Raw genomic sequence first — 23,533 nt, forward strand, 5'->3', positions numbered from 1 at the left:
AAAAATATGCACCCTTATTTTCAAAGGTGCATATTTTTTATTTATATATCTCTATTCATTTTCTCACTCTTAACTCTTTCTAATTCTCGTTGAAGATTTTTTGCAGTATTTATGATATTCATCATTTCTATTACTTTATCGACATTTATTTGTGCCTCTTTTTGCATAAAGGGTTTTATTGCCTGCATAAGCATAACTTCCTTAGGTGGATTATTAGTAACATTTTCTTTATGTCGTGATACAAGTTCATCCATTCTTGAAATGTATTTATCATTTAGAAGTTTCCTTACTATGTTCGTAATTTCCATCATATCATTTTTTATATATTCTCTATTAGTTATCATATTGGTTATTTCAGTGGCATTAATATTTTCTACCATAAGAATTCCCCCTTTCAAATAGCTTCCTAATATCAATTAACCCCCAGCCTTGCTGCTCTTGTGGAAAATCTAAATTATTGGTACAATCTTTTAGATAAAATTTAACATCATCAGGAGTCATATAAGGGCTGTTTTCAACAAGAAGGGCTAATGCCCCTGAAACCATGGGGGTTGCCATTGATGTTCCGCTTTTCTTTACATATGCTACTTCTAAGCTGTCCTTAAGGCTTACCCCTTCCTTAGGGATATACTTTGTATCTGCTGCACAAGCCATTATATTAGAGCCTGGTGCTACCACATCAGGTTTTTTTATGCATTCTTTCGTGGGTCCGCGCCCCGAGTAGTTAGAAACAGTATCCCCAAAAATATTGACGGTTTTTTGGTCGTCTGATGCCCCGACTGTTATAATTTTTCTACTGACTCCTGGGGATGTGATACTCTTTCTTTGAGGTCCATCATTTCCCGCAGCCACCAGGGTGATAATTCCTGCATCCCAGGCTGCATTAACTGCCCTTACCATAGGATCGCTTTCGCCTTCTTTATCTGGACTCCCTATGGATAAATTAGCCACCCTTATATTATACCTATCCTTATTATCAATCATCCACTGAATTCCTGCTAAAACATTAGAAGTGCTTCCACTGCCCTCTTCATCCAATATTTTAATACCTATTAGATTACATTCAGGAGCTATCCCTACATATTTTCCATTAGATTTTGTTCCATTCCCTCCAATTATTCCTGCTACATGAGTTCCATGTCCATTGTCATCATAAGGATTATTATAACCATTCACAAAATCTTTAAAAGCGATAATTCTACTCCTAGGATATAGAAAATCTTCATGGGGATAAATTCCGGAATCTAATACTACAACCCCTACACTCCTTCCTTTGTACCCCCTCTCCTGTGCCCAATTAGCTTTTATGACCTGCCTTGCAATATCGGTTTGAGCGGTAATATGAGAGTCTTGCTGTACCCTTCTTATTCCCTTGAGCTCCCGAAGTTTATGGAGATTGTGTACCGGTATTTCTATAACATAGGAATCAATCATAGGAAGCCTATGCTTTACTTTTCCTAATTCACATATTTGACACTCCCGTTCATCATCCATGCTACATTCTACAATTACCTGAACAGTTTCTTCTAACGTGCTATCGTTTTTAGGCCGATTTACACTTGTGTTTTTTACTTTGCCTTGGCCCATAACTCCTAATAAAAGCAATAAAATAGATAAATCCATACTTATACTCCTTCCTTTATACCCTATATATTAAATGTATGATTCTAATAGTTAATGTATTAAATTCTTCAGTATTAGTTTACACTTTATTCCACACTATTATTGTAAATGATGTTTTGGGGATAGTTTGTCCCAATTTTCACCATTTTTTTCATAACTGGTCATTTCTTTTCATATCGTGCATAGAATATAAACGTAGGATATAAATTTAAGATAAGGAGGCTATTCTTATGGCAGATTCTAAATCTTTCTTCGGAGGCGGCAATAACATACTATTTTTATTCTTCTTCTTACTTCTCTTTAACAGTGGCGGCGGTGGATTTTTTGGCTGCGACTCAAAAGGTCAAGGAGGATTCGGCGGCTGTGGCGACAATTCATTATTTTTCTTCTTGATTATCTTCTTAATTTTATTTGGCGGATGCGGTGGTGGCATCTGTTAAGCAGCAAAAAAGCAGAGGATATAAATCCTCTGCTTTTTACATATCCATTTCAAATTCAGATAGCTACCCCCACTCCACCATACTCCTAGCTCAATCCTAATATAACCCCCTCAGTATACAGGTCTAAATATCTCTTATTTAAAATCACCCAAGTAAAAGGGCTTTCCCATCAACATAAAAATAATAAAAATAAATATAATGAATCCGCCGCCTGAACCTTGTTCCTTAGCTTTCATGCAAACCTCATCTATTTCATATACACCATCGCTTCTTTTCAATATTTTCTCCTCCTTTTTTTCACTTCTTTGGGGCTGTGCTGTTTGTATCTTATCATTTAGTAGCTGGATTGTTCTAAACGAATTCATAGTTTCCGTAAGTTTATCAATTTTCCAATGCATCTCAGTACCTATAAATGGTTTTAGAGCTTGGAGTAGAGCAATTTCCTTAGTAGGATTTGTCTCCACCCTACTTTTATTTTGATTTACTAAAGACTGAACCCTATTTATATATTTTTCCTGAAACATGCTCCTGATATTTTCCTTAATATCTATCATATCTTGCTGCAAATCTATATTGCACCCTAAAGTATTGCCTATATCCTGTAACAATTCGTTATTTCCCATGTTCCCCCTCCTATCATTAATCTAATACCTCCATATCAATGTATGTTAAAAAGTAAAACTTTGTTAATTAATTCATTGCTTTCGAACATTTCTTGTTTATGTTTCATACAATACTCTTAGAAGCTTATATAAAGGGGGGATTACATGAACTCTCTAATTTTATATGAAATGATTTTTTGTTCTTCCTATTACTTTTATTTGATAATGATAATGATTTAACCGATGAAAAGCTTTTCTTTTCTCTGATTATTTTTTATATTTTATTCTCACAAAAAAACATAGCTATAAACAGTAAGCCGGCACCATAAGGTGCCTTATCCTATGTCCTAGGAAATCATTTAAGATACAAAGTAAATGAAACTCTAGCAATGTTCCCTATAGATATTTTTTAGAACTTGTCATGTTTTTGTTAGTTTGTACATAAATATTAAATGATATTGTATAAGATACTTTTTAAGGAGGTTGACCTATGAATGAAGAAAACCCTGTTCCTCCAGAAGCCTCTAATCCCCAAGAAAATGATGAATTCGATGCTTCTAAGATTCTTGAGATGGTAAAATTGTTCTCTACTTTAATGTCTGATAGTAGCAAAGAAAATAATGTAGAAAGTGAAACTGAGATTAGGACTAAGCCTATTCCTGTCGTATATCCCAGTCCTTCAATTTTATTTGATGAAACCATTCATACCCCTAAAATGAAAGCAATAAAAGCTGCCATCCCATATATGGAATATTCCAACCAAAAAATCCTAGGGGTATTTATCAAATCTTTGGAATTAAAAAAGGTATTGGATGTTTATAGCAATGCTAACAGCCCCTTAGGAGCTGCTAATTTAACTTCTAACCCCAACTGGAAAACTGATATGCTAAATTCTATTAGACCTCACTGCTCTGAAGATAGGCAGTGCGTCTTAGATATGTTAGTTAAGATAATGGATATTGGCGAATTGATAAATAGGGTAAAAACTCTAAAAGCACCTAAAGAATCGGAGGCTGAAACACAACCTTCGGGCAGCAACAATCAAAAGCAAATACTTTTGCAGGCTCTCACGCCTATGCTTGATGAAAATCAAAAACAAATGCTTTCTATGTTAACTACTTTAATAGAATAGATTTTATAAAATATCAAGGAGGACTTTATATGCAAAAGGATGTTTTAAGCGGATTAGATCCGGATATGTTACAGGAAGTTAATGACGTTATGAATAATCTTAAGGGAAAGTCGGAAGTGGAAGTTCTAGAAACACTTATCAAATTATCTGCCCAAAAAAAGAATTCAGGTAAGAAATTAACTAAAGAACAAAATAAGGCTCTTCTAGAAGCTATGAGGGAATCCCTTCCCTTCAATCAAAGAAAAAAATTTGATGCTTTATTAAAGATAACGGAAATGTTGAGTATGTAAAAAGCTATAGGATTTCCTATAGCTTTAATTTTTATATTAGTACTATTTATTTAATATACTCCATCATAATCTTCTTCATCTTCACCAAAACCATTAATGTAGTCTTTAGTCCAATCTTTTTTGCGACCACCGCTATTCGATACCTTCACTCTTCCCTTCTTTTTACTTCTGCTTATCTCTAAATCTACTTCTTTTTTCTTCTGGGCCTCTGCTTCTTTTTGAAGCCTTTTCATTCTTTCATAGCGATCAAATTCAGTTTCTTTCTTTGACACTACAATTCTCCTCCTATTAATGATAAAACTAAATATACTCTTATATTATTATTCATAAATAGGATTCCTGTCAATATCATAAGTGAAAATTCTTATATCATTCTGCCATTTTATAAAGAGTCATTGCTACTCTACTGCAGATACAAAATATTCAAATGAATCCCCATTATTCACTTCGCCAAAAAAACGATAAGCTGGTACTAATAATCTCTCTTTAGTGTTGTCATTATTTAAATAATATACCAGATCTACTTTTTTAATATCTATCTGAACATATTCTTTATCAATGGGTAGTTTTATTAGTTCTTTATATGCTTTCTTAGCTGGTTTAATCGATACCACTGTGCGGGGTTTGTACGTTGCCTTATGGCATTCAAGGCCTAATATCTCGCCACTGTAACTTATATCAGCTTTTGCACAATATCCATAATTTAAAATCCCTTCAACGGTATTAATAAATCTAACCCGGTATCTGTTTTCCTGAGGAATATCTTCTATTAGACTTTTTTTGTGACTGCAATCAAGTCCTATATTCTCCATAAAATCTATAATACTTTCACCAGCTTTTTCTGATGTTATTTTATTAGATAAATCCGAAGTATTCTTGTTTAGATTATTATATTGGATAATCCCTAAGTTTCTGGAAATAATAAGTTGATTTTGTTGACTTTGACCCCTGAATTCTAAATTAGTTTCTTTAATGGTATCTATACCAAGCTTTTTCGCATAGGACTCTGCATCTTTTTTTGAAATTTGTACGGATTTTAGCTCATAGGTTTTCATTTTGCTAATCATATGATTCTTCAAGGCTGTATTTAAATCGTAAATCACCTTTGGCACTTTTTTATCCCTACCCTTTATAAGGTTGCCTTGAATCATAGCGCTATTTTCACTAATACTATAAAAAATAGGAATACTAATAATAGCAAATACGATAAGAAACCAGTTAATTCTCTTTTCTCTCATAAAATCTCTCCTTATATATGGGACAGTAAAAGGTATGGCTTAGCCATACCTTTTACTGATAATCCGGCATACTTGGAGTAGAAATATCTTTTAGAGCTTCTCCAGCTTCACTTTGCATAGTCTGTTTAGTTGCTAAATCTCCTAAAGAAACCATGCCGACAATTTTATTATCTTCAATTACCGGTATTCTTCTTATTTGATTTTGGGCCATTAAATCTACCGCTTCATTAATATCCATATCTGGTGAACATGTGATTACATCTTTTGACATAATTTCCCTGCAGATGGTATCCCTTACATCTTGTCCCTCTGCAGCATTACGAATTACAATGTCTCTATCCGTAATAATTCCAACAATCTCTTCCCCATCTCTAACAGGTACAGATCCTACATTAGTATCCCTCATAATCTGAGATGCCTTTAAAACCGATTCTTCTTCATCTACCGAAAATATATTTTGAGTCATAATATCTCTTACTTTCATATCATTGCCTCCTTAGGGTAATTTCTATATTATTTTGGGCAATGTTAAAGTAAAATATGTATATGATAATATTTTAATTCTTTGTCACTCTGAGCATTAGCGAAGGATCTTACATCTTTCACTTCGTTCAGAATGACAAAGGATTAGCTTTGTTTACTTTATAACCAAATTAACAACCTTTCCTGGTACATATATTTCTTTTATAATACTCTTTCCATCTAACTTATCATCTATCGAAGCTTTTGCCTTTTCCAATATGGAATCCTTAGATTCTTCAATACTTATCTCAATTGTACTCCTTAATTTTCCATTGACCTGAACTGCAATTTCAATAGAATCTTCTTTCATTTTTCCCTCATCATATACAGGCCACGATTCATTAAATACTGTATCTGCATGCCCAATCATTTCCCAAAGCTCTTCTGCCGTATGGGGAATAAAGGGTGCTAAAAGTATAACAAGAGTTTCTATAGTCTTTTTATCCAAGCCTTTTGAGGATTTTGCAATGTCCATGAATTTATTAGTATACTCCATAAACCCACTAACAACGGTATTAAGATGGAAATCATTCATTCTAGTTGTTATTTCATAAATTAATTTATGCCTTGTTCTTTCCATTTCTCTAGTAGCTGCTACGGAGGAGTCTTTATTTTCAGTAATTAACTTCCATACTTTATTAATAAAGCGATACACTCCTTCTATCCCTCTGTCGTCCCACTCTGAATCCAGTTCTGGTGGACCTACGAATAATTCATACATACGAAGAGAGTCTGCCCCATATCTTTCTACTAATCCGTCTGGAGATACCACATTTCCTTTTGATTTGCTCATTTTGGCGCCATCTTTTGTAATCATTCCCTGATTAAACAGACGTTTAAATGGTTCTTCAAAATCTACCACGCCGATATCGTATAAGAATTTAGTATAAAATCTAGCATAAAGAAGGTGAAGCACGGCATGTTCTATCCCACCTACATAAATATCTACCGGAAGCCATTCTTTCATTTGTACCTTGCTTACTAATTCTTTATCATTATGGGGATCTGCATAACGCAGGAAATACCAGGAAGATCCTGCCCATTGAGGCATTGTATTGGTCTCTCTTTTTCCGGGTCCTCCACATCTTGGACATGTAGTATTAACCCATTCATCAATGGCTGCTAAGGGAGATTCCCCCGTTCCTGTAGGCTCATAGGATTCTACATCCGGTAAGGTTACTGGAAGATCCTCCTCCGGTACTGCAACCGCCCCACATTTTTCACAATGTATAATAGGAATGGGTTCCCCCCAATATCTTTGCCTTGAAAATACCCAATCTCTTAATTTATAATTGACTGTTTTCTTTCCTATTCCCTGTTCCTGAAGGTAATTGGCAATTACTTCCTTAGCTTCGTCAGAAGAAATACCGTCAAATATTCCCGAATTAATCATTATTCCTTCTTCTACATAGGCTTCTGTTAATGTTTTTTCCTCTTCCTCCTCCTTCTTGATAACCTGGATAATAGGGAGACTAAACTTTGTAGCAAAGGCAAAATCTCTTTCGTCATGGGCTGGGACACACATAATGGCCCCCGTACCATAATCAGCCAATACATAATCGGAAATCCAAATAGGAAGTTTTGCACCATTAAGAGGGTTCGTCACATAACTTCCCGTAAATATTCCCGTTTTGTCCTTATCTGCCATACGATCTATAGAAGATTTTGTAGATGCCTTAAAAACGTAATCTTCTACAGCTTGTTTTTGATTATTAGTAGTAATTTCACTAACCATCTCATGTTCTGGAGCTAGTACCATAAAAGTTGCCCCATATAAAGTATCTGGTCTTGTAGTAAAAACTTTTATTCTTTTATCTTGCCCTTCTATCTTAAAATCAATTTCAGCCCCATAGCTTTTTCCTATCCAATCGGTTTGCATTTTCTTTACTTTCTCAGACCAGTCTAAATCTTTTAAATCATTAAGGAGTCTTTCGGCATAGGCTGTAATCTTAAGCATCCATTGACGAAGATTCTTTTTGGTAACTACAGTATGGCACCTTTCACATTCTCCCCCTACTACTTCTTCATTTGCAAGTCCTGTTTTACAACTTGGGCACCAGTTAATGGGCATTTCCTTCTCGTATGCTAATCCCTCTTCAAACATTCTTGCAAAAATCCATTGGGTCCATTTGTAATAATTGGGATCCGTAGTATTGACCTCTCTATCCCAATCATAAATTGCACTGATTTCATGAAGCTGCCTTTTAAAATTAGCAATATTTTTGGCGGTTCCAACCCTTGGATGAACTCCCCTTTTAATTGCATCGTTTTCTGCTGGGAGTCCAAATGCATCCCATCCCATGGGATGAAGTACATAATGATTTTGCAATATTTTATAACGACTCCATACATCACTAAGAACGTAGCCTCGCCAGTGTCCTACATGAAGACCATTCCCTGATGGATAAGGGAACATGTCCAAACAATAGTATTTCTTCTTACCTGGTCCATCCTGATTTATGGGTTTTTTCTCCCAGATTTTGCGCCATTTCGTTTCGATAATCTTATGGTCGTAGCGTATGTTGTTCAAGGTCATTCCTCCTAAATTAATTATAGAAAGCCTCTCGTCTTTATTAGAGACGAAAGGCTTTTTCGCGGTACCACTCTAGTTTATTCCCAATGAGAATACACTTTCTTCCTTTAACGGGGAATTCCGTCTCCACCTACTCATTTCAGCGAGAAACTCTAAGGTGAGTTCGATATTCTTTGATACTGTTTTACACCGCCCAACAGCTCTCTAAAATCTTAGATGTATCTACTAATCCTTTTCAATGCTTTTATTACTATTTTTTGAGGCAATTGTAACATACCAATTATAAAAATGCAAGGTATAATTAATTATCATTATGAGAATGCCTCGCTATTTCGGATGCATTGAAAAATCTAGGTTTTTACTTCACTTAAGATGATATCACCTTAGTTCTATGCCTCTTTTTTCCTTGATTCCATAACTTTTTGTTGTACTTCTATTGGTGCTTCCTCATATCTATCAAATTTCATTGAAAAGCTTCCCCTTGCCTGGGTCATTGAACGAAGATCTGTTGCATATTTAAACATTTCTGCCATAGGTGCCTCAGCATCTATTTGTTGGCATTTTCCCTTAGGAATCATCCCTAGGATTCTTCCCCGACGTTTGTTAAGATCTCCTATTATATCACCCATATATTCATCCGGAACAGCTACCGTAACTTTAACCACAGGTTCAAGTATCACAGGTTTTGCCTTCTTAAGTCCTTCTTTAAAAGCGATAGATGTAGCTATTTTAAATGCCATTTCAGAAGAGTCTACCGGATGATAAGAACCATCTACTAGGGTGGCTTTTAATCCAACTACAGGGTATCCTGCCAATACTCCTGATTTGACGGAATCTTGAAGTCCCTTTTCAACTGCCGGAAAATACTGCTTTGGCACTGCTCCCCCAAATATCTTTTCTTCAAAGACAAAAGGTACTTCTAAATTTCCTAGGGGTTCAAATTCCATCCAAACATCTCCGTACTGCCCATGACCTCCTGATTGCTTTTTATGCCTCCCCTGAATTTTAATCTTCCCTTTAATAGTCTCCCTATAGGGAATAGTCGGCGCAAGTAAATCTACTTCTATCTTAAACTTCGATTTTAACTTATTGGTTATGACATCTAAATGTTGTTCACCTATACCATATATAATCTGCTCATGGGTTTCCTTATCTAAAAATACATGGAATGTCGGATCTTCTTCCATGAGTCTTTGAAGGCCTGAAGACATTTTATCTTCATCTCCTTTGCCCTTTGGAAATACAGCCATATTCATCAAGGACTCTGGAAATTCTATTTCTTCATAAACAATTGGTTTGTTTTTATCCGATAGAGTATCTCCTGTCATGGTATTATGGAGTTTAGCAACAGCTCCTATATCCCCTGCTCTAAGTTCCGGTACTGCAAATTGTTCCTTTCCCCTAAGGACATAAATATTAGAAATCTTTTCTTCTATATCCTTTTTTCCATTATACAATATAGAATCCGATTTTAACACTCCAGAACATACTTTAAAGATAGAAAGGCGGCCGATATATGGATCTACGATTGTTTTAAATACAAATGCAGATATCGGCTCATCCATGGAGCATTTACGCACTTCTATTTCTTTCGTGTGAGGATTTTCGCCTTCTATTTCTTCTTTAAATTGGGACGCAGAAGGCATGTAATTCAGTATGGAGTTAAGCATAACCCTAATACCCGTGTGATTTATAGCCGTACCACATAAAACAGGTACAATACTTCCATCTAAAACCCCTTTTTGAATGGCATCTGTAATTTCCTCTTGAGTAAATGCTTCCCCATTAAAATATTTTTCCATAAGTTCTTCACTGGTTTCCGCCACAGATTCTAGAATCATTTCTCTAACAGGTGCTATTTCATTATCCATTCCATCTGGGATTTCGCAAGATACTACGGTTCCATTGGCAAATCTTCTTCCTTCCATTTTAACTACATTAATAAATCCTGCAAATCTATCATTTTCTTTAAAAGGAACTTGAAACGGGGCAATTGTTTTTCCAAACTTTTCTCTTAAGTCTTCCAATATATCCCTTAAATTTGCATGTTCATCATCCATACCATTTACAAAAATCATTCTAGGGAGGTTCACCTCTTCAGTATATTCCCATGCTTTTTCCGTTCCTACCTCTATGCCAGATTTTGCTGAAACAACAATGATAGCAGAATCGGCAGCACGAATTGCCTGTTTGGTTTCCCCTATAAAATCAAAATATCCTGGGGTATCCAAAATATTGATTTTATGTTCTTTAAATTCAATGGGAATAACTGAAGCATTGATAGAGAACTTTCTCTTAATTTCTTCTGAGTCATAGTCACTTGTAGTATTTCCTTCGTCTACTTTTCCCTGTCGCTTAGTCTGTCCTGCAACATATAACATTGCTTCTGAAATAGTTGTCTTCCCACATCCACCATGGCCTAAAAGTACAACATTGCGAATTTGATCCATGCTATAGTTTTTCATTGCAGTTTCCTCCCAGTTTATATTTTTGTAAAGTCTACTATAGAGTTCTAGTTTTCTATAACTAGACTTCGTTTTCTGTATATTAGATATATTCCACACAAAAAATCTTTTTCCTTCTTAATAATTAATTATTTTGCACAATCTTCCTACTACCTATTATATCCACTTATAATATTTTTAATATTACTATTCATTATTCACTCTAAAATTCATCCTATTTAACTTTTTCTTCTAAATTCTAAGTATTAAAATGTGAATCTTCAAAGAAACCTCCCAATACTTACTTTGTTGACAGGTATACTTTATAAGTGTAAAATGTTTAAAACCTCAATGAATCGCCAACCTTAAAGATTAGGTTTTAATTATATTCAAAATATGAAATTTATAAGGAGGATTTAATATGATTATTGTAATGCGTCCTGAGGCTACAGAAGAAAATATTAAAAATGTAATACAAACCATAGAATATTGCGGCTTGAAGGTCCATCTATCTAAGGGCTTAGAAGTAACTATAATAGGTGTTATTGGTGAAAAATCTAAAATAAGCGAATCAAACTTAGAACTGCTATCTGGGGTGGATAGATTAGTCCCCGTAACCGAATCCTACAAACTGGCGAATAAGAAATTTAATGTGGAGCCTTCTGTCATTAAAATAGGAAATTATAAAATTGGTGGAAAAGAAATTATTATAATGGCAGGACCCTGTGCTGTTGAAAGTAAAGAACAGCTTCTTCTCACTGCCCATGCAGTAAAAAAAGCAGGGGCACAAATACTCCGTGGGGGGGCTTATAAACCAAGGACCTCTCCATATTCATTCCAAGGCTTAGAAGAAGAAGGTCTAAAGTATATGGTGGACGCAAGAAATGAAACCGGCCTCGCTATTGTTTGTGAAGTAACCAGTCTTCAAGCTGTAGAGACTGCTGCTAAATATGTGGATATGATGCAGATAGGGGCAAGAAATATGCAGAACTTCCAACTTCTTAAAGAAGTTGGTAAAACTAAGCTACCTGTACTGCTCAAAAGAGGCTTAAGTGCTACAATCGATGAATGGCTTAATGCTGCTGAATATATTATGAGTGAAGGAAATCCTAATGTTGTTCTTTGTGAAAGAGGAATTAGGACCTATGAAACTGCTACTAGAAACACTTTAGATATCAGTGCAGTCCCCGTTATTAAATCAAAAAGCCATCTCCCAATTATTGTAGATCCAAGTCATGCTACGGGAATCCGCGCTTTTGTAGAGCCTTTGGCAAAGGCATCAATTGCAGCAGGAGCTGATGGACTTATGATAGAAGTTCACCCTAATCCTTCTAAGGCCTTATCAGATGGTCCCCAATCTCTTAACCCTGAAGATTTCTTAACACTTACTTCTGATTTAAAACCGTTGATAAATATTATGGGGAGAAGCTTTAATAGTCATGAATAAAGTTGGAATTATCGGTCTTGGACTTATTGGTGGTTCTATAGCAAAAGCATTAAAACAAAAATGTGGCACTAATCATATTACTGCCATGGATTTAGATCGTTCCATACTCAATAAAGCTTTTGAGGAAGGAGTTATCGATTCTTTTACGACATCTATAGATAGCCATTTTAGCGATTGTAATATTATCTTCTTATGTATCCCTGTTAAAAAAATTGCTCTCTGTGTTAATAAATTAATCCCATTTATAAAAGAAGAATGTATTTTAACAGATGTAGGCAGTACAAAAAATGCCATAATGAATGAACTAGGGTCTTTACTAGACAAAAGTAGTATTTACTTTATAGGTGGACACCCCATGGCAGGTTCCGAAAAAATGGGCTATGATGCCTCTAGGGGACATCTATTTGAAAATGCTTATTATATCCTTACACCTAATAATAAAACTCCAAAAACTAAACTGGATATTTTAAAAGATTTCATTACCGCCATAGGGGCTATACCTATTGTTATTTCACCAGAATATCATGATTTAATTACAGCATCTATTAGTCATGTCCCGCATATTATTGCTTCATCCCTCGTTCATATGGTTAAAACCCTCGATGATACCAATAAATACATGCATTTATTAGCAGCAGGAGGATTTAAGGATATTACTCGTATCGCTTCTTCCTCCCCTGAGATGTGGCATAATATTTGTATATCCAATCAAAGAGAAATCCTATTTGTACTTGATCATTTTATAGAAATCCTTACACAGTTTTCATCTGCTATAAACGATAATAAAGATGATGCTATATGGGACTTTTTTGAAAGTGCAAAGCAATATAGGGATACATTTTCAAATAGGAGTCCAGGGGCCTTTGCCAAAACTTACGAAATTATTATAGATGTAGTGGATGAACCTGGAATCATAGCTAATATTGCTACTCTTTTAAGTAATCATAAGATTAACATCAAAAATATTGGAATTATAAATAGCAGAGAGTATGAAAACGGTGTTCTACAAATTTTATTCGACAAGGAAGATGATAGGCAAAAAAGCGTTAAGCTTTTAAAAGATACCAATTATATAATTTATAAGAAATAGGGGGTAAGGTATGATTATTAATCCACGGTGCAATATAAATGGGGTAATTACTATCCCTGGTGATAAATCTATTTCCCATAGGGCAATTATGCTTGGTTCCATAGCAGAGGGTAAGACTGAAATCACGGGGTTTTTAATGGGAAATGACTGCTTATCCACCATAGATTGTTTCAGAAAGCTAGGGGTACAAATAGATGTAACCGATAAAAAAATAATTGTCCATGGCAGTGGGCTTTTAGCCTTAACCCCTCCGGTTGATATATTGGATGTGGGAAATAGTGGGACCACTATACGTCTTATAACAGGTATCCTTTCTTCTCAACCCTTTTCATCTGAAGTCACTGGGGATTCTTCCATCCAAAAAAGACCTATGTTAAGGGTAGTAAGCCCCCTTAGGGAAATGGGTGCGGATATCGATGGTATAGAAGATGGTAAGTATTGTCCCCTCCATATTAAAGGTAAAAACTTAAACGGAATCAACTATAAGTTGCCTGTAGCCAGTGCTCAGGTTAAATCCTCTATATTATTTGCTTCCCTTTATGCCAGAGGTGAAACGAAAATTTATGAACCTAGAACCTCAAGGAATCACACGGAAATCATGGTAAATCATTTTGGTGGAAATATAATACAAACTAATAACGAAATTGTATCTTTCCCAGTCAAAAAACTTACTGCCCAAAAGGTGAATATCCCAGGGGATATATCCTCGGCAGCATACTTTATTGCTGCTGCTTTAATTTTACCAAATTCAGAACTATTAATTCAAAATATAGGAATCAATCCTACCCGTGATGGGATTATTACTGTCTTTAAGAAAATGGGTGGCAATATTGATTTGTTAAACCGGAGGTATCAATGCGGAGAACCTGTTGCCGATATATTAGTCCGCTCCTCAAAACTTCATGGTATAAAAATAGGAGGAAGCATCATTCCCAAACTTATCGATGAAATCCCCATATTGGCTGTAGTTTCTTGTTACAGTGATGGAATAACCGTAATAAAGGATGCTCAGGAGCTTAAAGTTAAAGAATCTAATAGAATTCATGCCATGGCTGCAGAACTAAATAAAATGGGAGCCAAAGTTTTAGAAACTGAAGATGGAATGATTATAGAAGGGGTCAAAGCTTTAAAAGGCGCCGCAGTTGAAAGTTATCATGACCATAGGGTAGCTATGTCCTTAGCAATAGCAGCTCTTAAAGCGGAAAATGAAACTATTATTAATAACAGTGAGTGTGCAGATATTTCCTACCCTAACTTCTTTACTACTTTAAAAAACCTCTAGCTCCAATTTGCTTATATATAAAGAATCAATTATAATGTATCTATGAATTTCTAACTATAAGATTTTATTAAGTGCTGGTTTTTTATTTTTGGAGGGTGGAAAATGATTAAAACAACCATCGTTGGCTTTGGAGATAGTCTTACCTATGGATACGGTGTTCCTAGTAATATAGGATTTATTGAGAGATTAGAAAAACACATGCCCCAATATTTCCCTAGTATATCTTGGTACATTGTAAATAGCGGTTGTAATGGAGATACCACTAGAGAAGGGCTTGAAAAGTTGGAAAAAGAAGTCCTTAATTATAACCCAAATGTAGTACTTGTTCTTTTTGGCTCTAATGACTCTTCTATGAACGAGACCCAATTTAGGACTTTAGACGAATACGAAAGTAATCTTATGAAAATCATTAAAAATATCAAGCGGCATAACAATCGCACGGGGCTAAACGGGTGTGTTCCAATTCCTATCCTAATTACCCCGCCCCCCGTTTATGAAAATGTTTGCTCTCCCACTAGAAACAATAATCGATTAAGACAGTATGGACATATCGTAAAAACCATAGCCAAGGATTATCATTGCCCATTGATAGATTTTTTTGAACACATGATAAGTTATGGTGACTATGTGGACTTATTAGCCGATGATGGCCTCCATTTGAATGAAAAAGGATATGACCTCTTGTATGATCTTATTTTCTCGGAATTGACTAAACTTGTTAATTACCAAGGACTTTTAAAAGACTGGGATGAATTTGAAGAAGAATATTAAAAAACCCTCTTAAGATTAAGAGGGCTTTTTAGTATTTTATATTCATTTGACCATTGTCAAGAATTTCTGCATCTGCCTTTAATACTTCTTTAATGAACTCAAAGGGCACATAGGTAGTGCCTTCCCTTATTTCCGGTGCTGTTCCTAACTTTATAAGCATTCTTGCAAAGCTGTAATTATCCTGCCCTATTACTACCCTAGTCCATTGGGGACCTCTCGATAATTCTACAGACTGTTCTTTTCCATTCCATCTAACCGTATAATCCAGGGCTTTTGCAACCTTAGCTAGAGGTATCATGGTTACATTTTTATTGTTTTTATACGTATTTACATTAAGGGTAACCTCTTTTAAAACAATCTTTTCAAGAGCTGTTTCTTCTTCGATGGTTTCTACTTCTCCCGCCCTGCCCATTGGTTCCTTATCCATTACTATTATCTTTTCGGGGGGCGTTTGGGCTGGGATACTCCTAGTGGTAATGGTATAAAAAACAATCAAATCCTTATCATAAATATCCTTGCTGTCTACGGTGTTTCCCTTTTCATCAACTATTACGGTTTCATCTGATACATTCAATTTAAGGTTTCTATCTGCGCTTAAAAGTTCATTGTCGAATTTTGATACTTTTACACTACCAAAGTCTTCATTACTATTAACCACAATAACATCTGGATTCATTCTAGGAGGCATACTAAGTGCCATTATGGTATCTTTTCCATAGTATACAGAAATGCTCATTCCTTCTTTTAGATTGTTTTTGCTAACAAAATCTCTGCTGCTATCATCTAAAAGAACCACATCATCGGAAACATAGAAAATTATACTTTCAGAAATTTGTCCTTCCTCAGTTCCCTCAACCCATATAGAAAAATGGTTTTCTCCTATATTTACTTCTTTAATTATTCCTTTGTATGTAATATAATCGACTACACTTTCCATAATAGGTGCAGATATTGGCACGGCTTGCCCTATGGGAATCTTATTTCCCTCTGCATATACTGCGGTACTTGTTGCCATACATAATATCATTGGTGCTATAACAAGTTTTTTAGATATTTTCATATATATCTCTCCTTTCTACTATATAGACGAAGGAAAAATTTAAAAGTTCCATTTTCTTTACTTTATCCCAAAATACTTTTCCGCATTATTAAAGCTGATATTCTGTACAATTTTACCTAGTAACCTCATATCATTTGGGAATTCTCCATTTTCCACCCATCCGCCTATTAAATTACATAAGATTCTTCTAAAGTATTCATGTCTTGGGTAGGATAAGAAACTCCTTGAGTCTGTAAGCATTCCAACAAATCGACTTAATAAACCTAAATTAGCCAATGCTTTCATTTGCTCTATCATTCCATCTCTTTGATCATTAAACCACCAGGCAGAACCAAATTGAATCTTACCTGGAATACCCCCTTGAAAGTTGCCAATCATAGTGCCTAGCACATAATTATCCTTTGGGTTGAGGGTATAAAGTATGGTTTTAGGCAGTTTATTTTCCCTATCCAAGGAATCCATAAATCTTGATAGGGGGTGGGCGATATTTAAATCGTTAATAGAGTCAAATCCTGTATCTGGTCCTATTTCATTAAACATACGAGTATTATTATTACGCATGGTGCCGATATGAAGCTGCATTGTCCAGCCAAGTTTTGCATATAATTTGGCTAAAAATTGAAGGAGCGCTGTCTTAAACTTTTCTTCTTCCTCTAAGCTAATACTATCTCCTTTTAGAGCCTTAACAAAAATAGTCGATACTTCTTCTTTGGATGCCTCTCTATATGGAACATAATCAAAAGCGTGATCTGATAAGCGGCTGCCTTCTTTGTGGAAGAAGTTTATTCTTTCTTCTAATGCATTTAAGAATTCATCATAATTCACAATGGCCTTACTACTTACTTCTCCTAACTGTTTTACCCAAGGGATAAAGGTATCTTTTTCAATATTGATTCCCTTATCAGGGCGAAAAGATGGGAATACTGTGGCTTCTAATTTTCCTTCTCCTCTAATAAGCTTATGATACTTTAAATCATCCACTGGATCATCAGTGGTTCCAATATATCTTACATTGGATTTTTTGATTAAATCTCTTACACCAAAATCTTTTCCGTTTAATTTGGCATTGGCTTCTTTCCATATTTTATCTGCTGTTTCTTCATTTAGAACCTCGTATATTCTAAAAAATCTTTGTAATTCTAAATGGGTCCAGTGATATAGGGGATTTCCTATGGTGTAAGGGATAGTTTTAGCCCAGGCTTTAAACTTGTCATAATCACTGGCATTCCCAGTTATATATTTTTCATCTATTCCATTAGCTCTCATAGCTCTCCATTTATAATGATCACCGTATAACCATACCTCTGTTATATTCTCAAATTTTTTGTTCTCCCATATTTCTTTGGGATTTATATGACAGTGATAATCATATATTGGCATATCCCTTGCATAATCATGATAGAGCCTTATAGCTGTTTCATTTTGAAGCATAAAATTTTCATCTAAAAATTTTTTCATTGGGATTCCCTCTTTCTTTTAAGTATAGAAAAACAATTATTATAATACTATATATACCCCTTAAGTCCAAGAATTAATATATCAGAACTCTAATATCTAGGAGGAAAAATAACTCCAGAAGAGCTTGGACATAGGATGGCTTTCCCATATTAAATAGCATATAATAGTTCTATAAGAATTAGTACCTATTAGTAGTTCCAATTATCTCTTAAAGTATGATAATAAGAGGTAGAATTCGTATATATTAATAAATTTACTAACAGGCACCATATATTTTTAGGAGGCTCTATGATGACTTCTTCTAATTTTGTAATTATGCATATTGATGTGAATTCAGCCTATCTCAGTTGGGAAGCCATGTACAGATTACAACAAGGTGATAAAATAGATCTAAGAACCATCCCTTCTGTTGTTGGGGGAGACCCTAAAAAAAGGCATGGGGTTGTCCTTGCCAAATCCATCCCCGCAAAAAAATATAAGATTAAAACCGGTGAATCTTTATTTTCAGCCCTACAAAAATGCCCAAATCTTACAATAGTTCCCTCCCATCATGAACTTTATATGGAATGTAGCAACAATTTAATGAGGGTGCTAGAGGAATATTCTCCTATTATTCAAAGGTATAGTATCGATGAATGTTTTTTAGATTATACCCATATGGAGTGTCATTTTGGGGATCCTGTTTCTGCCGCATACTCAATAAAAAATCGCATCAAAAAGGACTTGGGGTTTACGGTAAATATTGGGGTTTCCCATAATAAACTCTTGGCAAAAATGGCCTCGGATTTTACAAAACCTGATGCAGTACATACCTTATTTCCCCATGAGATAAGAGAAAAAATGTGGCCTCTTCCTGTAGAAGAATTGTTTATGGTAGGGGGCGCTACCGCCTCTAAACTTTATAATTTAGGAATATATACTATAGGAGATTTGGCAAGGGCAAATCCAAGGTTTCTATCACAGCATTTTAAAAGCCAAGGAATTTTAATTTGGAACTTTGCCAATGGTATTGAAAGTTCACCAATAATAGGTGAGGACTATTCTCCTATTAAAGGAATTAGTAATTCTACAACTGTTTCTTCAGATATAATCGATAGAAAAACAGCCCATAAAATTCTTCTGTCCCTTGCTGAAAATGTAGCAATGCGACTTAGGGAAGAAAAATATTATGGGGAGCTAGTCTCTATATCTATTAAATCCAGCGACTTTAGGCATTATTCGCATCAAAGAAAAATTGGTATGGCAACGGATAGCACCCACTATATTTATAGATATGCCTGTAGCTTGTTTGATGAAGCTTGGAAGGGAGAACCCATAAGAAGCCTTGGAATAAGGGTGTCAGAATTATGTAATGATGAATCTTGCCAAATGTCCTTATTTAATACTTCCGATATAAAAAAACAACAAGCAATAGACAAGAGCATAGACGATTTAAGAAAAAAATTCGGTTCTAAGGCAGTATTTAGGGCTAGCCAGCTCTAATCTACATATGGTGTTAATTTAGGAAAACATCTATGATACCTAATTTATCAAAAAACAAATAATGGTATGTTATTATAGAAAGAAAAATAAAATAACCATATAAATTACATATACCATTAAGAGTAATGATGCCTGTATCCGACTTATCCGCCTAGTAACTATAGTTGGAATAACCAAACCTAAGGATAAAATCATAGCTACCGGGATATCAAGTACAATGGTCTGTCGCTCTATCGTAAGAGGTGAAACACTGGCAGAAGCCCCCAAGACTAAACAAATATTTAGGATATTGGCACCTAAGATATTACCTATGGATAACTCATCATGGCCCTTTATTAAAGCGGTCATTGATGTAACCAATTCTGGTAGCGAGGTCCCTAGGGCAATCATCGAAAGGCTTATTACTGCTTCGGGTACCCCCCAACTATTGGCAATCTTCACTCCATATGTAACTAAGAAGTTTGACCCCATTAGAATTAGGATTATTCCCAAAATGAACATAGCCACATGTTTACTAATTCCTTTGGGGACAGTTTTTCTTTTTGTTTGTCTTTTTATTTGTCTTTTTGTATGTTTTGTTTTGTTTTTATATTGCACAATTGTAACATTAAAAATTATATATACTAATAATAACATTAATAACCCAACCGCTGAGGATAACCCTATGTACCCTTTTTGTGCAGACCACCAAAAAAAGACGATATACCCTATCATCATCATTCCTTTTAGCTTAAAAATACGGGAATCTATCCTACTGGGTTTAATAACGTTGTACATTGCTAAAACCAATCCAATATTACATATGATTGATCCAATAGCATTTCCTATCGCTACCGTTGGACGATTTTGCATAGAGGATATAACTGAAACACTAGTTTCAGGGAATGTAGTACCCAAGCTTACTATAGTTGCCCCAATAAGCACCTCTGGAAGACCTGTTACCCGTGCAACCCATGTTGCTTCATCAACAAAATGGTCCCCTCCTTTTATAATAAAAATAAGTCCAATTCCAAATAAAAAGTAGGTAAGAAGCATATACTCAACTCCTTTATAAATATGGTTATTTCATATTTATGAGATACCTATAATTTTCATACACTATAAAAACTAATTTTATTGTATCTTTCTAGATTATCTATTTTAAAATAAAAAGTTGTGCACAAAGGTAAGATTAAATCTACACTTTTATCCACAACTCATTATCAACCTGTTATTTATTTTCTGCTTCTTCTATCGCTACTGCAACCGCTACTGTAGCCCCAACCATTGGGTTGTTACCCATTCCTATAAGTCCCATCATTTCTACATGGGCTGGTACAGAGGAAGAACCTGCAAACTGAGCATCAGAGTGCATTCTTCCCATGGTATCTGTCATTCCATAGGAAGCAGGTCCTGCTGCCATATTATCTGGATGAAGGGTTCTACCTGTTCCACCACCGGATGCAACGGAGAAGTATCTTTTATTTTGTTCTGTACATTCCTTTTTGTAAGTTCCTGCTACTGGGTGTTGAAATCTTGTTGGGTTTGTAGAGTTTCCTGTAATGGATACGTCTACCTTTTCATGATGCATTATAGCTACCCCTTCTCTTACATCATCTGAACCGTAGCATTTTACCTTTGAACGTTCTCCCTTTGAATATGGAGTTTCACTTACTATGCTAAGTTTTCCCGTATAATAATCAAAGGTTGTTTCAATATATGTAAATCCGTTAATTCTTGATATAATCTGAGCTGCATCTTTTCCAAGACCGTTTAAGATAACTCTTAAGGGTTCTTTCCTAACTTTGTTTGCTGATTTTGCTATACCAATAGCTCCTTCAGCCGCAGCAAAGGATTCGTGACCTGCAAGAAAAGCAAAACATTTTGTTTCTTCTTTAAGAAGCATCGCCCCGAGATTTCCATGGCCTATTCCTACTTTTCTATCATCGGCAACAGATCCTGGGATACAAAAAGCTTGAAGACCTTCTCCTAAAACTTTAGCTGCATCGGATGCGTTGGTGCATCCTTTTTTAATAGCTATGGCAGCTCCTACTATGTATGCCCAACATGCATTTTCAAAGCAGATAGGCTGAATTTCTTTTACAATGTTATAAACATCTATTCCTTTTTCATCACAAATTTTTTTAGCATCTTCTATAGAAGTGATGCCATATGTATTTAAAACAGAATTAATCTGATTTATTCTTCTTTCATATCCTTCAAATAACGGCATTCTTTTATCCTCCTAATCTATTATTCTTCTCTTGGGTCTATTAGTTTTACAGCTTCATCAAATCTTCCATAGGTTCCTGTAGCCTTCTTTATCGCTTCGTTAGCATCGGTACCCTTTTTAATCATTTCCATCATTCTTCCTAGGTGAATGAATTCATATCCTATGATTTCATCGTTCTCGTCTAGTCCTGTTTTTGTAATATAACCTTCTGCCATTTCTAAGTATCTAGGGCCCTTTGATACTGTGCTATACAATGTCCCTACCTGACTCCTTAGGCCTTTTCCCAGGTCTTCAAGTCCTGCACCTACAGGAAGTCCCCCTTCCGAAAAAGCAGTCTGGGTTCTTCCATATACAATTTGAAGAAATAATTCCCTCATAGCTGTATTGATAGCATCACAAACAAGGTCAGTATTCAGTGCTTCAAGGATTGTTTTTCCTGTTAAAATTTCCGCTGCCATCGCTGCGGAATGAGTCATTCCCGTACATCCCAAGGTTTCTATTAAAGCCTCTTGTATTATGCCATCCTTAACATTAAGGGTTAATTTACAAGCTCCCTGTTGTGGTGCACACCAGCCTACCCCATGGGTTAAGCCTGAAATATCTTTCACTTCTTTTGCCTTTGTCCACTGTCCTTCCTGTGGTATAGGTGCTGGACCATGATTGGGCCCTTTAACTACACAAGTCATTTTTTCTACTTCATGGGTGTAATTCATTTTAATCCCCTTCCTCTTTATATTATGGATGTTAATCGACAAAAAAGTCCATTATCCCCACCGTATTATAGCATGAATATATCATTCATGCTATTTTAAAAGCCTAATAAATCCAATAATTTCTTCTCTGCATATCTATTCTTACCTTGATAGGGAAAATTGTGAATATAAATGGCTGGGTTAAAGTTAAGTTCTATAATACTATAATCTTTTCCATGAGGCAATTTGTAAATGTCTTTAATAATCATATCTACTCCACAAATCTTTGCACCTACCGACTTTGCAGCCTTTACTGCTATTTTTTTATATTCATCTATTACTTCATCAGTATAATCTATGCTTTCCCCTCCAGTACTTATATTAGAGTTCTCCCTTAAGTAAACAATTTCTTTTTCCCTTGGAATATAATATATATCTTTATCCTGAAACCTTAAAAAGTCCTTTTCTATTTTTCCGAGATTTATCTTTTCAAAAGGAGTAAGGTGCCCCTCACCCCTTAGGGGATTCTTGTTTTTCTTCTCTACTAATTCTTCAATATTATGAGTGCCATCCCCCTCTACATTGGCAGGAATCCTATGAAGAATTCCCACCGTTTCTTCACCCAAGACTAAAAATCTATACTCTTTTCCATCAATATACTCCTCAATTAAAACTGTATTATCATGTTTTAATGCTTCTTTTATGGCATCCATAAATTGCCCCTTAGAATTATTATCAATAAGTATTACTACTCCTATACCAAAATTTGTGCTCTTGGGTTTAATCACTGTAGAAGAACCTGAAAACATTTCCCAGGCCCTATCCCCTTCTTCCATGGACTTTACTGTTATCCCTTCTGGGATACTAAATCCCGCTTCTTTTAATACGAACTTAGTCACCAGTTTATTTTCCATTATTAAAGGAGCGATATATGTATCTAGGGAAGTCCTGGTGGCTTCTTTTATATATTCTATTTTATTTCCTTTTATAAGCCTTATAAAATTATCCCCTGCATCCAATATATCCACTTTTATATTTCTATTTAAAGCTTCCTTTATAAGAATTTCTGTAGAAAGTTCCATGGTATCCCTCCATACTTATTTATTCTTTTTAATCCCTGTATTTAGTTTGGCTCTTCTTAAACCAAATTCAAGGAAGTTTTCACCGTATTTATTCATTTCATCACTAATTTTATAAGATAGAATTTTTGACGGA

The 23,533-nt window shown here is 35.1% G+C and carries 22 protein-coding genes and 1 other annotated feature; of the genes, 8 read left to right on the forward strand and 14 right to left on the reverse strand.

Annotated elements, in window-relative coordinates; genetic code table 11:
• Positions 1–41: 41 nt before the first annotated feature.
• Positions 42–380, reverse strand: a complete 339-nt coding sequence (locus tag GX308_01025) for a hypothetical protein (GenBank protein NLK20674.1) — start codon at positions 378–380, stop codon at positions 42–44.
• Positions 364–1,434, reverse strand: coding sequence for a S8 family peptidase (locus GX308_01030; GenBank protein ID NLK20675.1), 1,071 nt, complete (start codon positions 1,432–1,434; stop codon positions 364–366). Before GX308_01030 ends, GX308_01025 begins: the two co-directional genes overlap by 17 nt.
• A gap of 419 nt (positions 1,435–1,853) precedes the next feature.
• Between GX308_01030 and GX308_01035 the strand changes: the two genes are divergently transcribed.
• Complete coding sequence (locus GX308_01035) at positions 1,854–2,063, forward strand: hypothetical protein (GenBank protein NLK20676.1); 210 nt, start codon at positions 1,854–1,856, stop codon at positions 2,061–2,063.
• A gap of 134 nt (positions 2,064–2,197) precedes the next feature.
• On the opposite strand, the gene GX308_01040 is transcribed toward GX308_01035, so the two are convergent.
• Positions 2,198–2,686: a hypothetical protein gene (locus GX308_01040; GenBank protein NLK20677.1), complete on the reverse strand. Its 489-nt coding sequence runs from the start codon at positions 2,684–2,686 to the stop codon at positions 2,198–2,200.
• Between the two features lie 469 nt (positions 2,687–3,155).
• Between GX308_01040 and GX308_01045 the strand changes: the two genes are divergently transcribed.
• Complete coding sequence (locus GX308_01045) at positions 3,156–3,797, forward strand: hypothetical protein (GenBank protein NLK20678.1); 642 nt, start codon at positions 3,156–3,158, stop codon at positions 3,795–3,797.
• A 29-nt stretch (positions 3,798–3,826) separates the two neighbouring features.
• Entirely contained in the window at positions 3,827–4,087 is a 261-nt protein-coding gene (locus tag GX308_01050; protein NLK20679.1) for a hypothetical protein, read from the forward strand.
• Positions 4,088–4,137: 50 nt separating this feature from the next.
• On the opposite strand, the gene GX308_01055 is transcribed toward GX308_01050, so the two are convergent.
• From GX308_01055 to fusA, 5 genes are all read right to left on the reverse strand, one after another.
• Positions 4,138–4,359 (reverse strand): hypothetical protein, encoded by a 222-nt coding sequence (locus GX308_01055; protein NLK20680.1) that lies wholly within the window; start codon positions 4,357–4,359, stop codon positions 4,138–4,140.
• Positions 4,360–4,485: 126 nt separating this feature from the next.
• Complete coding sequence (locus GX308_01060) at positions 4,486–5,325, reverse strand: hypothetical protein (GenBank protein ID NLK20681.1); 840 nt, start codon at positions 5,323–5,325, stop codon at positions 4,486–4,488.
• 52 nt (positions 5,326–5,377) lie between these two features.
• On the reverse strand, positions 5,378–5,809 hold the full coding sequence (locus tag GX308_01065) for a CBS domain-containing protein (protein NLK20682.1): 432 nt from the start codon (positions 5,807–5,809) through the stop codon (positions 5,378–5,380).
• A 153-nt stretch (positions 5,810–5,962) separates the two neighbouring features.
• Complete coding sequence (locus tag GX308_01070) at positions 5,963–8,383, reverse strand: leucine--tRNA ligase (protein ID NLK20683.1); 2,421 nt, start codon at positions 8,381–8,383, stop codon at positions 5,963–5,965.
• A gap of 36 nt (positions 8,384–8,419) precedes the next feature.
• Positions 8,420–8,628: a binding site (T-box leader), on the reverse strand.
• Positions 8,629–8,769: 141 nt separating this feature from the next.
• On the reverse strand, positions 8,770–10,845 hold the full coding sequence (gene fusA, locus GX308_01075; protein NLK20684.1) for an elongation factor G: 2,076 nt from the start codon (positions 10,843–10,845) through the stop codon (positions 8,770–8,772).
• 400 nt (positions 10,846–11,245) lie between these two features.
• On the opposite strand from fusA, the gene aroF reads away from it, so the two are divergent.
• The 4 genes from aroF to GX308_01095 all read left to right on the forward strand — a co-directional run bounded on the left by aroF (position 11,246) and on the right by GX308_01095 (position 15,414).
• On the forward strand, positions 11,246–12,271 hold the full coding sequence (gene aroF / locus GX308_01080) for a 3-deoxy-7-phosphoheptulonate synthase (protein NLK20685.1): 1,026 nt from the start codon (positions 11,246–11,248) through the stop codon (positions 12,269–12,271).
• Positions 12,264–13,361, forward strand: a complete 1,098-nt coding sequence (locus tag GX308_01085; protein NLK20686.1) for a prephenate dehydrogenase — start codon at positions 12,264–12,266, stop codon at positions 13,359–13,361. The genes aroF and GX308_01085 overlap by 8 nt, the downstream gene beginning before the upstream one ends.
• A gap of 10 nt (positions 13,362–13,371) precedes the next feature.
• Positions 13,372–14,643: a 3-phosphoshikimate 1-carboxyvinyltransferase gene (gene aroA, locus GX308_01090; GenBank protein ID NLK20687.1), complete on the forward strand. Its 1,272-nt coding sequence runs from the start codon at positions 13,372–13,374 to the stop codon at positions 14,641–14,643.
• A 102-nt stretch (positions 14,644–14,745) separates the two neighbouring features.
• On the forward strand, positions 14,746–15,414 hold the full coding sequence (locus tag GX308_01095) for a hypothetical protein (protein ID NLK20688.1): 669 nt from the start codon (positions 14,746–14,748) through the stop codon (positions 15,412–15,414).
• A gap of 28 nt (positions 15,415–15,442) precedes the next feature.
• Here GX308_01095 and GX308_01100 read toward each other — a convergent pair whose 3' ends face one another.
• Both GX308_01100 and uxaC read right to left on the reverse strand, forming a co-directional pair.
• Positions 15,443–16,474 (reverse strand): copper amine oxidase N-terminal domain-containing protein, encoded by a 1,032-nt coding sequence (locus GX308_01100; GenBank protein ID NLK20689.1) that lies wholly within the window; start codon positions 16,472–16,474, stop codon positions 15,443–15,445.
• Between the two features lie 57 nt (positions 16,475–16,531).
• Positions 16,532–17,932, reverse strand: coding sequence for a glucuronate isomerase (uxaC, locus tag GX308_01105; protein ID NLK20690.1), 1,401 nt, complete (start codon positions 17,930–17,932; stop codon positions 16,532–16,534).
• Between the two features lie 291 nt (positions 17,933–18,223).
• Between uxaC and GX308_01110 the strand changes: the two genes are divergently transcribed.
• Positions 18,224–19,414 carry a DNA polymerase IV gene (locus GX308_01110; protein NLK20691.1) on the forward strand — a complete coding sequence of 397 codons (1,191 nt, stop codon included), beginning with the start codon at positions 18,224–18,226 and terminating at the stop codon, positions 19,412–19,414.
• Positions 19,415–19,486: 72 nt separating this feature from the next.
• Here GX308_01110 and GX308_01115 read toward each other — a convergent pair whose 3' ends face one another.
• The 4 genes from GX308_01115 to gshAB form a co-directional block, all read right to left on the reverse strand.
• A complete protein-coding gene (locus GX308_01115) occupies positions 19,487–20,449 on the reverse strand; it encodes a calcium/sodium antiporter (GenBank protein NLK20692.1) in 963 nt (320 codons plus the stop codon).
• 175 nt (positions 20,450–20,624) lie between these two features.
• Entirely contained in the window at positions 20,625–21,626 is a 1,002-nt protein-coding gene (locus tag GX308_01120; GenBank protein ID NLK20693.1) for a GGGtGRT protein, read from the reverse strand.
• A 20-nt stretch (positions 21,627–21,646) separates the two neighbouring features.
• Positions 21,647–22,339 carry a hypothetical protein gene (locus GX308_01125; protein NLK20694.1) on the reverse strand — a complete coding sequence of 231 codons (693 nt, stop codon included), beginning with the start codon at positions 22,337–22,339 and terminating at the stop codon, positions 21,647–21,649.
• Positions 22,340–22,434: 95 nt separating this feature from the next.
• On the reverse strand, positions 22,435–23,400 hold the full coding sequence (gene gshAB / locus GX308_01130) for a bifunctional glutamate--cysteine ligase GshA/glutathione synthetase GshB (GenBank protein NLK20695.1): 966 nt from the start codon (positions 23,398–23,400) through the stop codon (positions 22,435–22,437).
• Positions 23,401–23,533: the final 133 nt, after the last annotated feature.

It is taken from the genome of Candidatus Epulonipiscium sp. (assembly GCA_012519205.1).
In the GTDB taxonomy this organism is placed as follows: Bacteria; Bacillota; Clostridia; order Lachnospirales; family Defluviitaleaceae; genus JAAYQR01.

Excerpts from the sequence above, each read along its gene's own strand:
- GX308_01100 (NLK20689.1), bottom strand. The coding sequence starts at position 16,474 with ATGAAAATATCTAAAAAACTTGTTATAGCACCAATGATATTATGTATG.
- uxaC (NLK20690.1), bottom strand. The coding sequence starts at position 17,932 with ATGAAAAAATTTTTAGATGAAAATTTTATGCTTCAAAATGAAACAGCT.
- GX308_01125 (NLK20694.1), bottom strand. The coding sequence starts at position 22,339 with ATGAATTACACCCATGAAGTAGAAAAAATGACTTGTGTAGTTAAAGGG.
- GX308_01095 (NLK20688.1), top strand. The coding sequence starts at position 14,746 with ATGATTAAAACAACCATCGTTGGCTTTGGAGATAGTCTTACCTATGGA.
- GX308_01115 (NLK20692.1), bottom strand. The coding sequence starts at position 20,449 with ATGCTTCTTACCTACTTTTTATTTGGAATTGGACTTATTTTTATTATA.
- GX308_01060 (NLK20681.1), bottom strand. The coding sequence starts at position 5,325 with ATGAGAGAAAAGAGAATTAACTGGTTTCTTATCGTATTTGCTATTATT.
- aroA (NLK20687.1), top strand. The coding sequence starts at position 13,372 with ATGATTATTAATCCACGGTGCAATATAAATGGGGTAATTACTATCCCT.
- GX308_01120 (NLK20693.1), bottom strand. The coding sequence starts at position 21,626 with ATGCCGTTATTTGAAGGATATGAAAGAAGAATAAATCAGATTAATTCT.
- GX308_01050 (NLK20679.1), top strand. The coding sequence starts at position 3,827 with ATGCAAAAGGATGTTTTAAGCGGATTAGATCCGGATATGTTACAGGAA.
- GX308_01065 (NLK20682.1), bottom strand. The coding sequence starts at position 5,809 with ATGAAAGTAAGAGATATTATGACTCAAAATATATTTTCGGTAGATGAA.
- GX308_01045 (NLK20678.1), top strand. The coding sequence starts at position 3,156 with ATGAATGAAGAAAACCCTGTTCCTCCAGAAGCCTCTAATCCCCAAGAA.
- aroF (NLK20685.1), top strand. The coding sequence starts at position 11,246 with ATGATTATTGTAATGCGTCCTGAGGCTACAGAAGAAAATATTAAAAAT.
- GX308_01035 (NLK20676.1), top strand. The coding sequence starts at position 1,854 with ATGGCAGATTCTAAATCTTTCTTCGGAGGCGGCAATAACATACTATTT.
- GX308_01085 (NLK20686.1), top strand. The coding sequence starts at position 12,264 with ATGAATAAAGTTGGAATTATCGGTCTTGGACTTATTGGTGGTTCTATA.
- GX308_01110 (NLK20691.1), top strand. The coding sequence starts at position 18,224 with ATGACTTCTTCTAATTTTGTAATTATGCATATTGATGTGAATTCAGCC.
- gshAB (NLK20695.1), bottom strand. The coding sequence starts at position 23,400 with ATGGAACTTTCTACAGAAATTCTTATAAAGGAAGCTTTAAATAGAAAT.
- GX308_01025 (NLK20674.1), bottom strand. The coding sequence starts at position 380 with ATGGTAGAAAATATTAATGCCACTGAAATAACCAATATGATAACTAAT.
- fusA (NLK20684.1), bottom strand. The coding sequence starts at position 10,845 with ATGAAAAACTATAGCATGGATCAAATTCGCAATGTTGTACTTTTAGGC.
- GX308_01070 (NLK20683.1), bottom strand. The coding sequence starts at position 8,383 with ATGACCTTGAACAACATACGCTACGACCATAAGATTATCGAAACGAAA.
- GX308_01040 (NLK20677.1), bottom strand. The coding sequence starts at position 2,686 with ATGGGAAATAACGAATTGTTACAGGATATAGGCAATACTTTAGGGTGC.
- GX308_01030 (NLK20675.1), bottom strand. The coding sequence starts at position 1,434 with ATGATTGATTCCTATGTTATAGAAATACCGGTACACAATCTCCATAAA.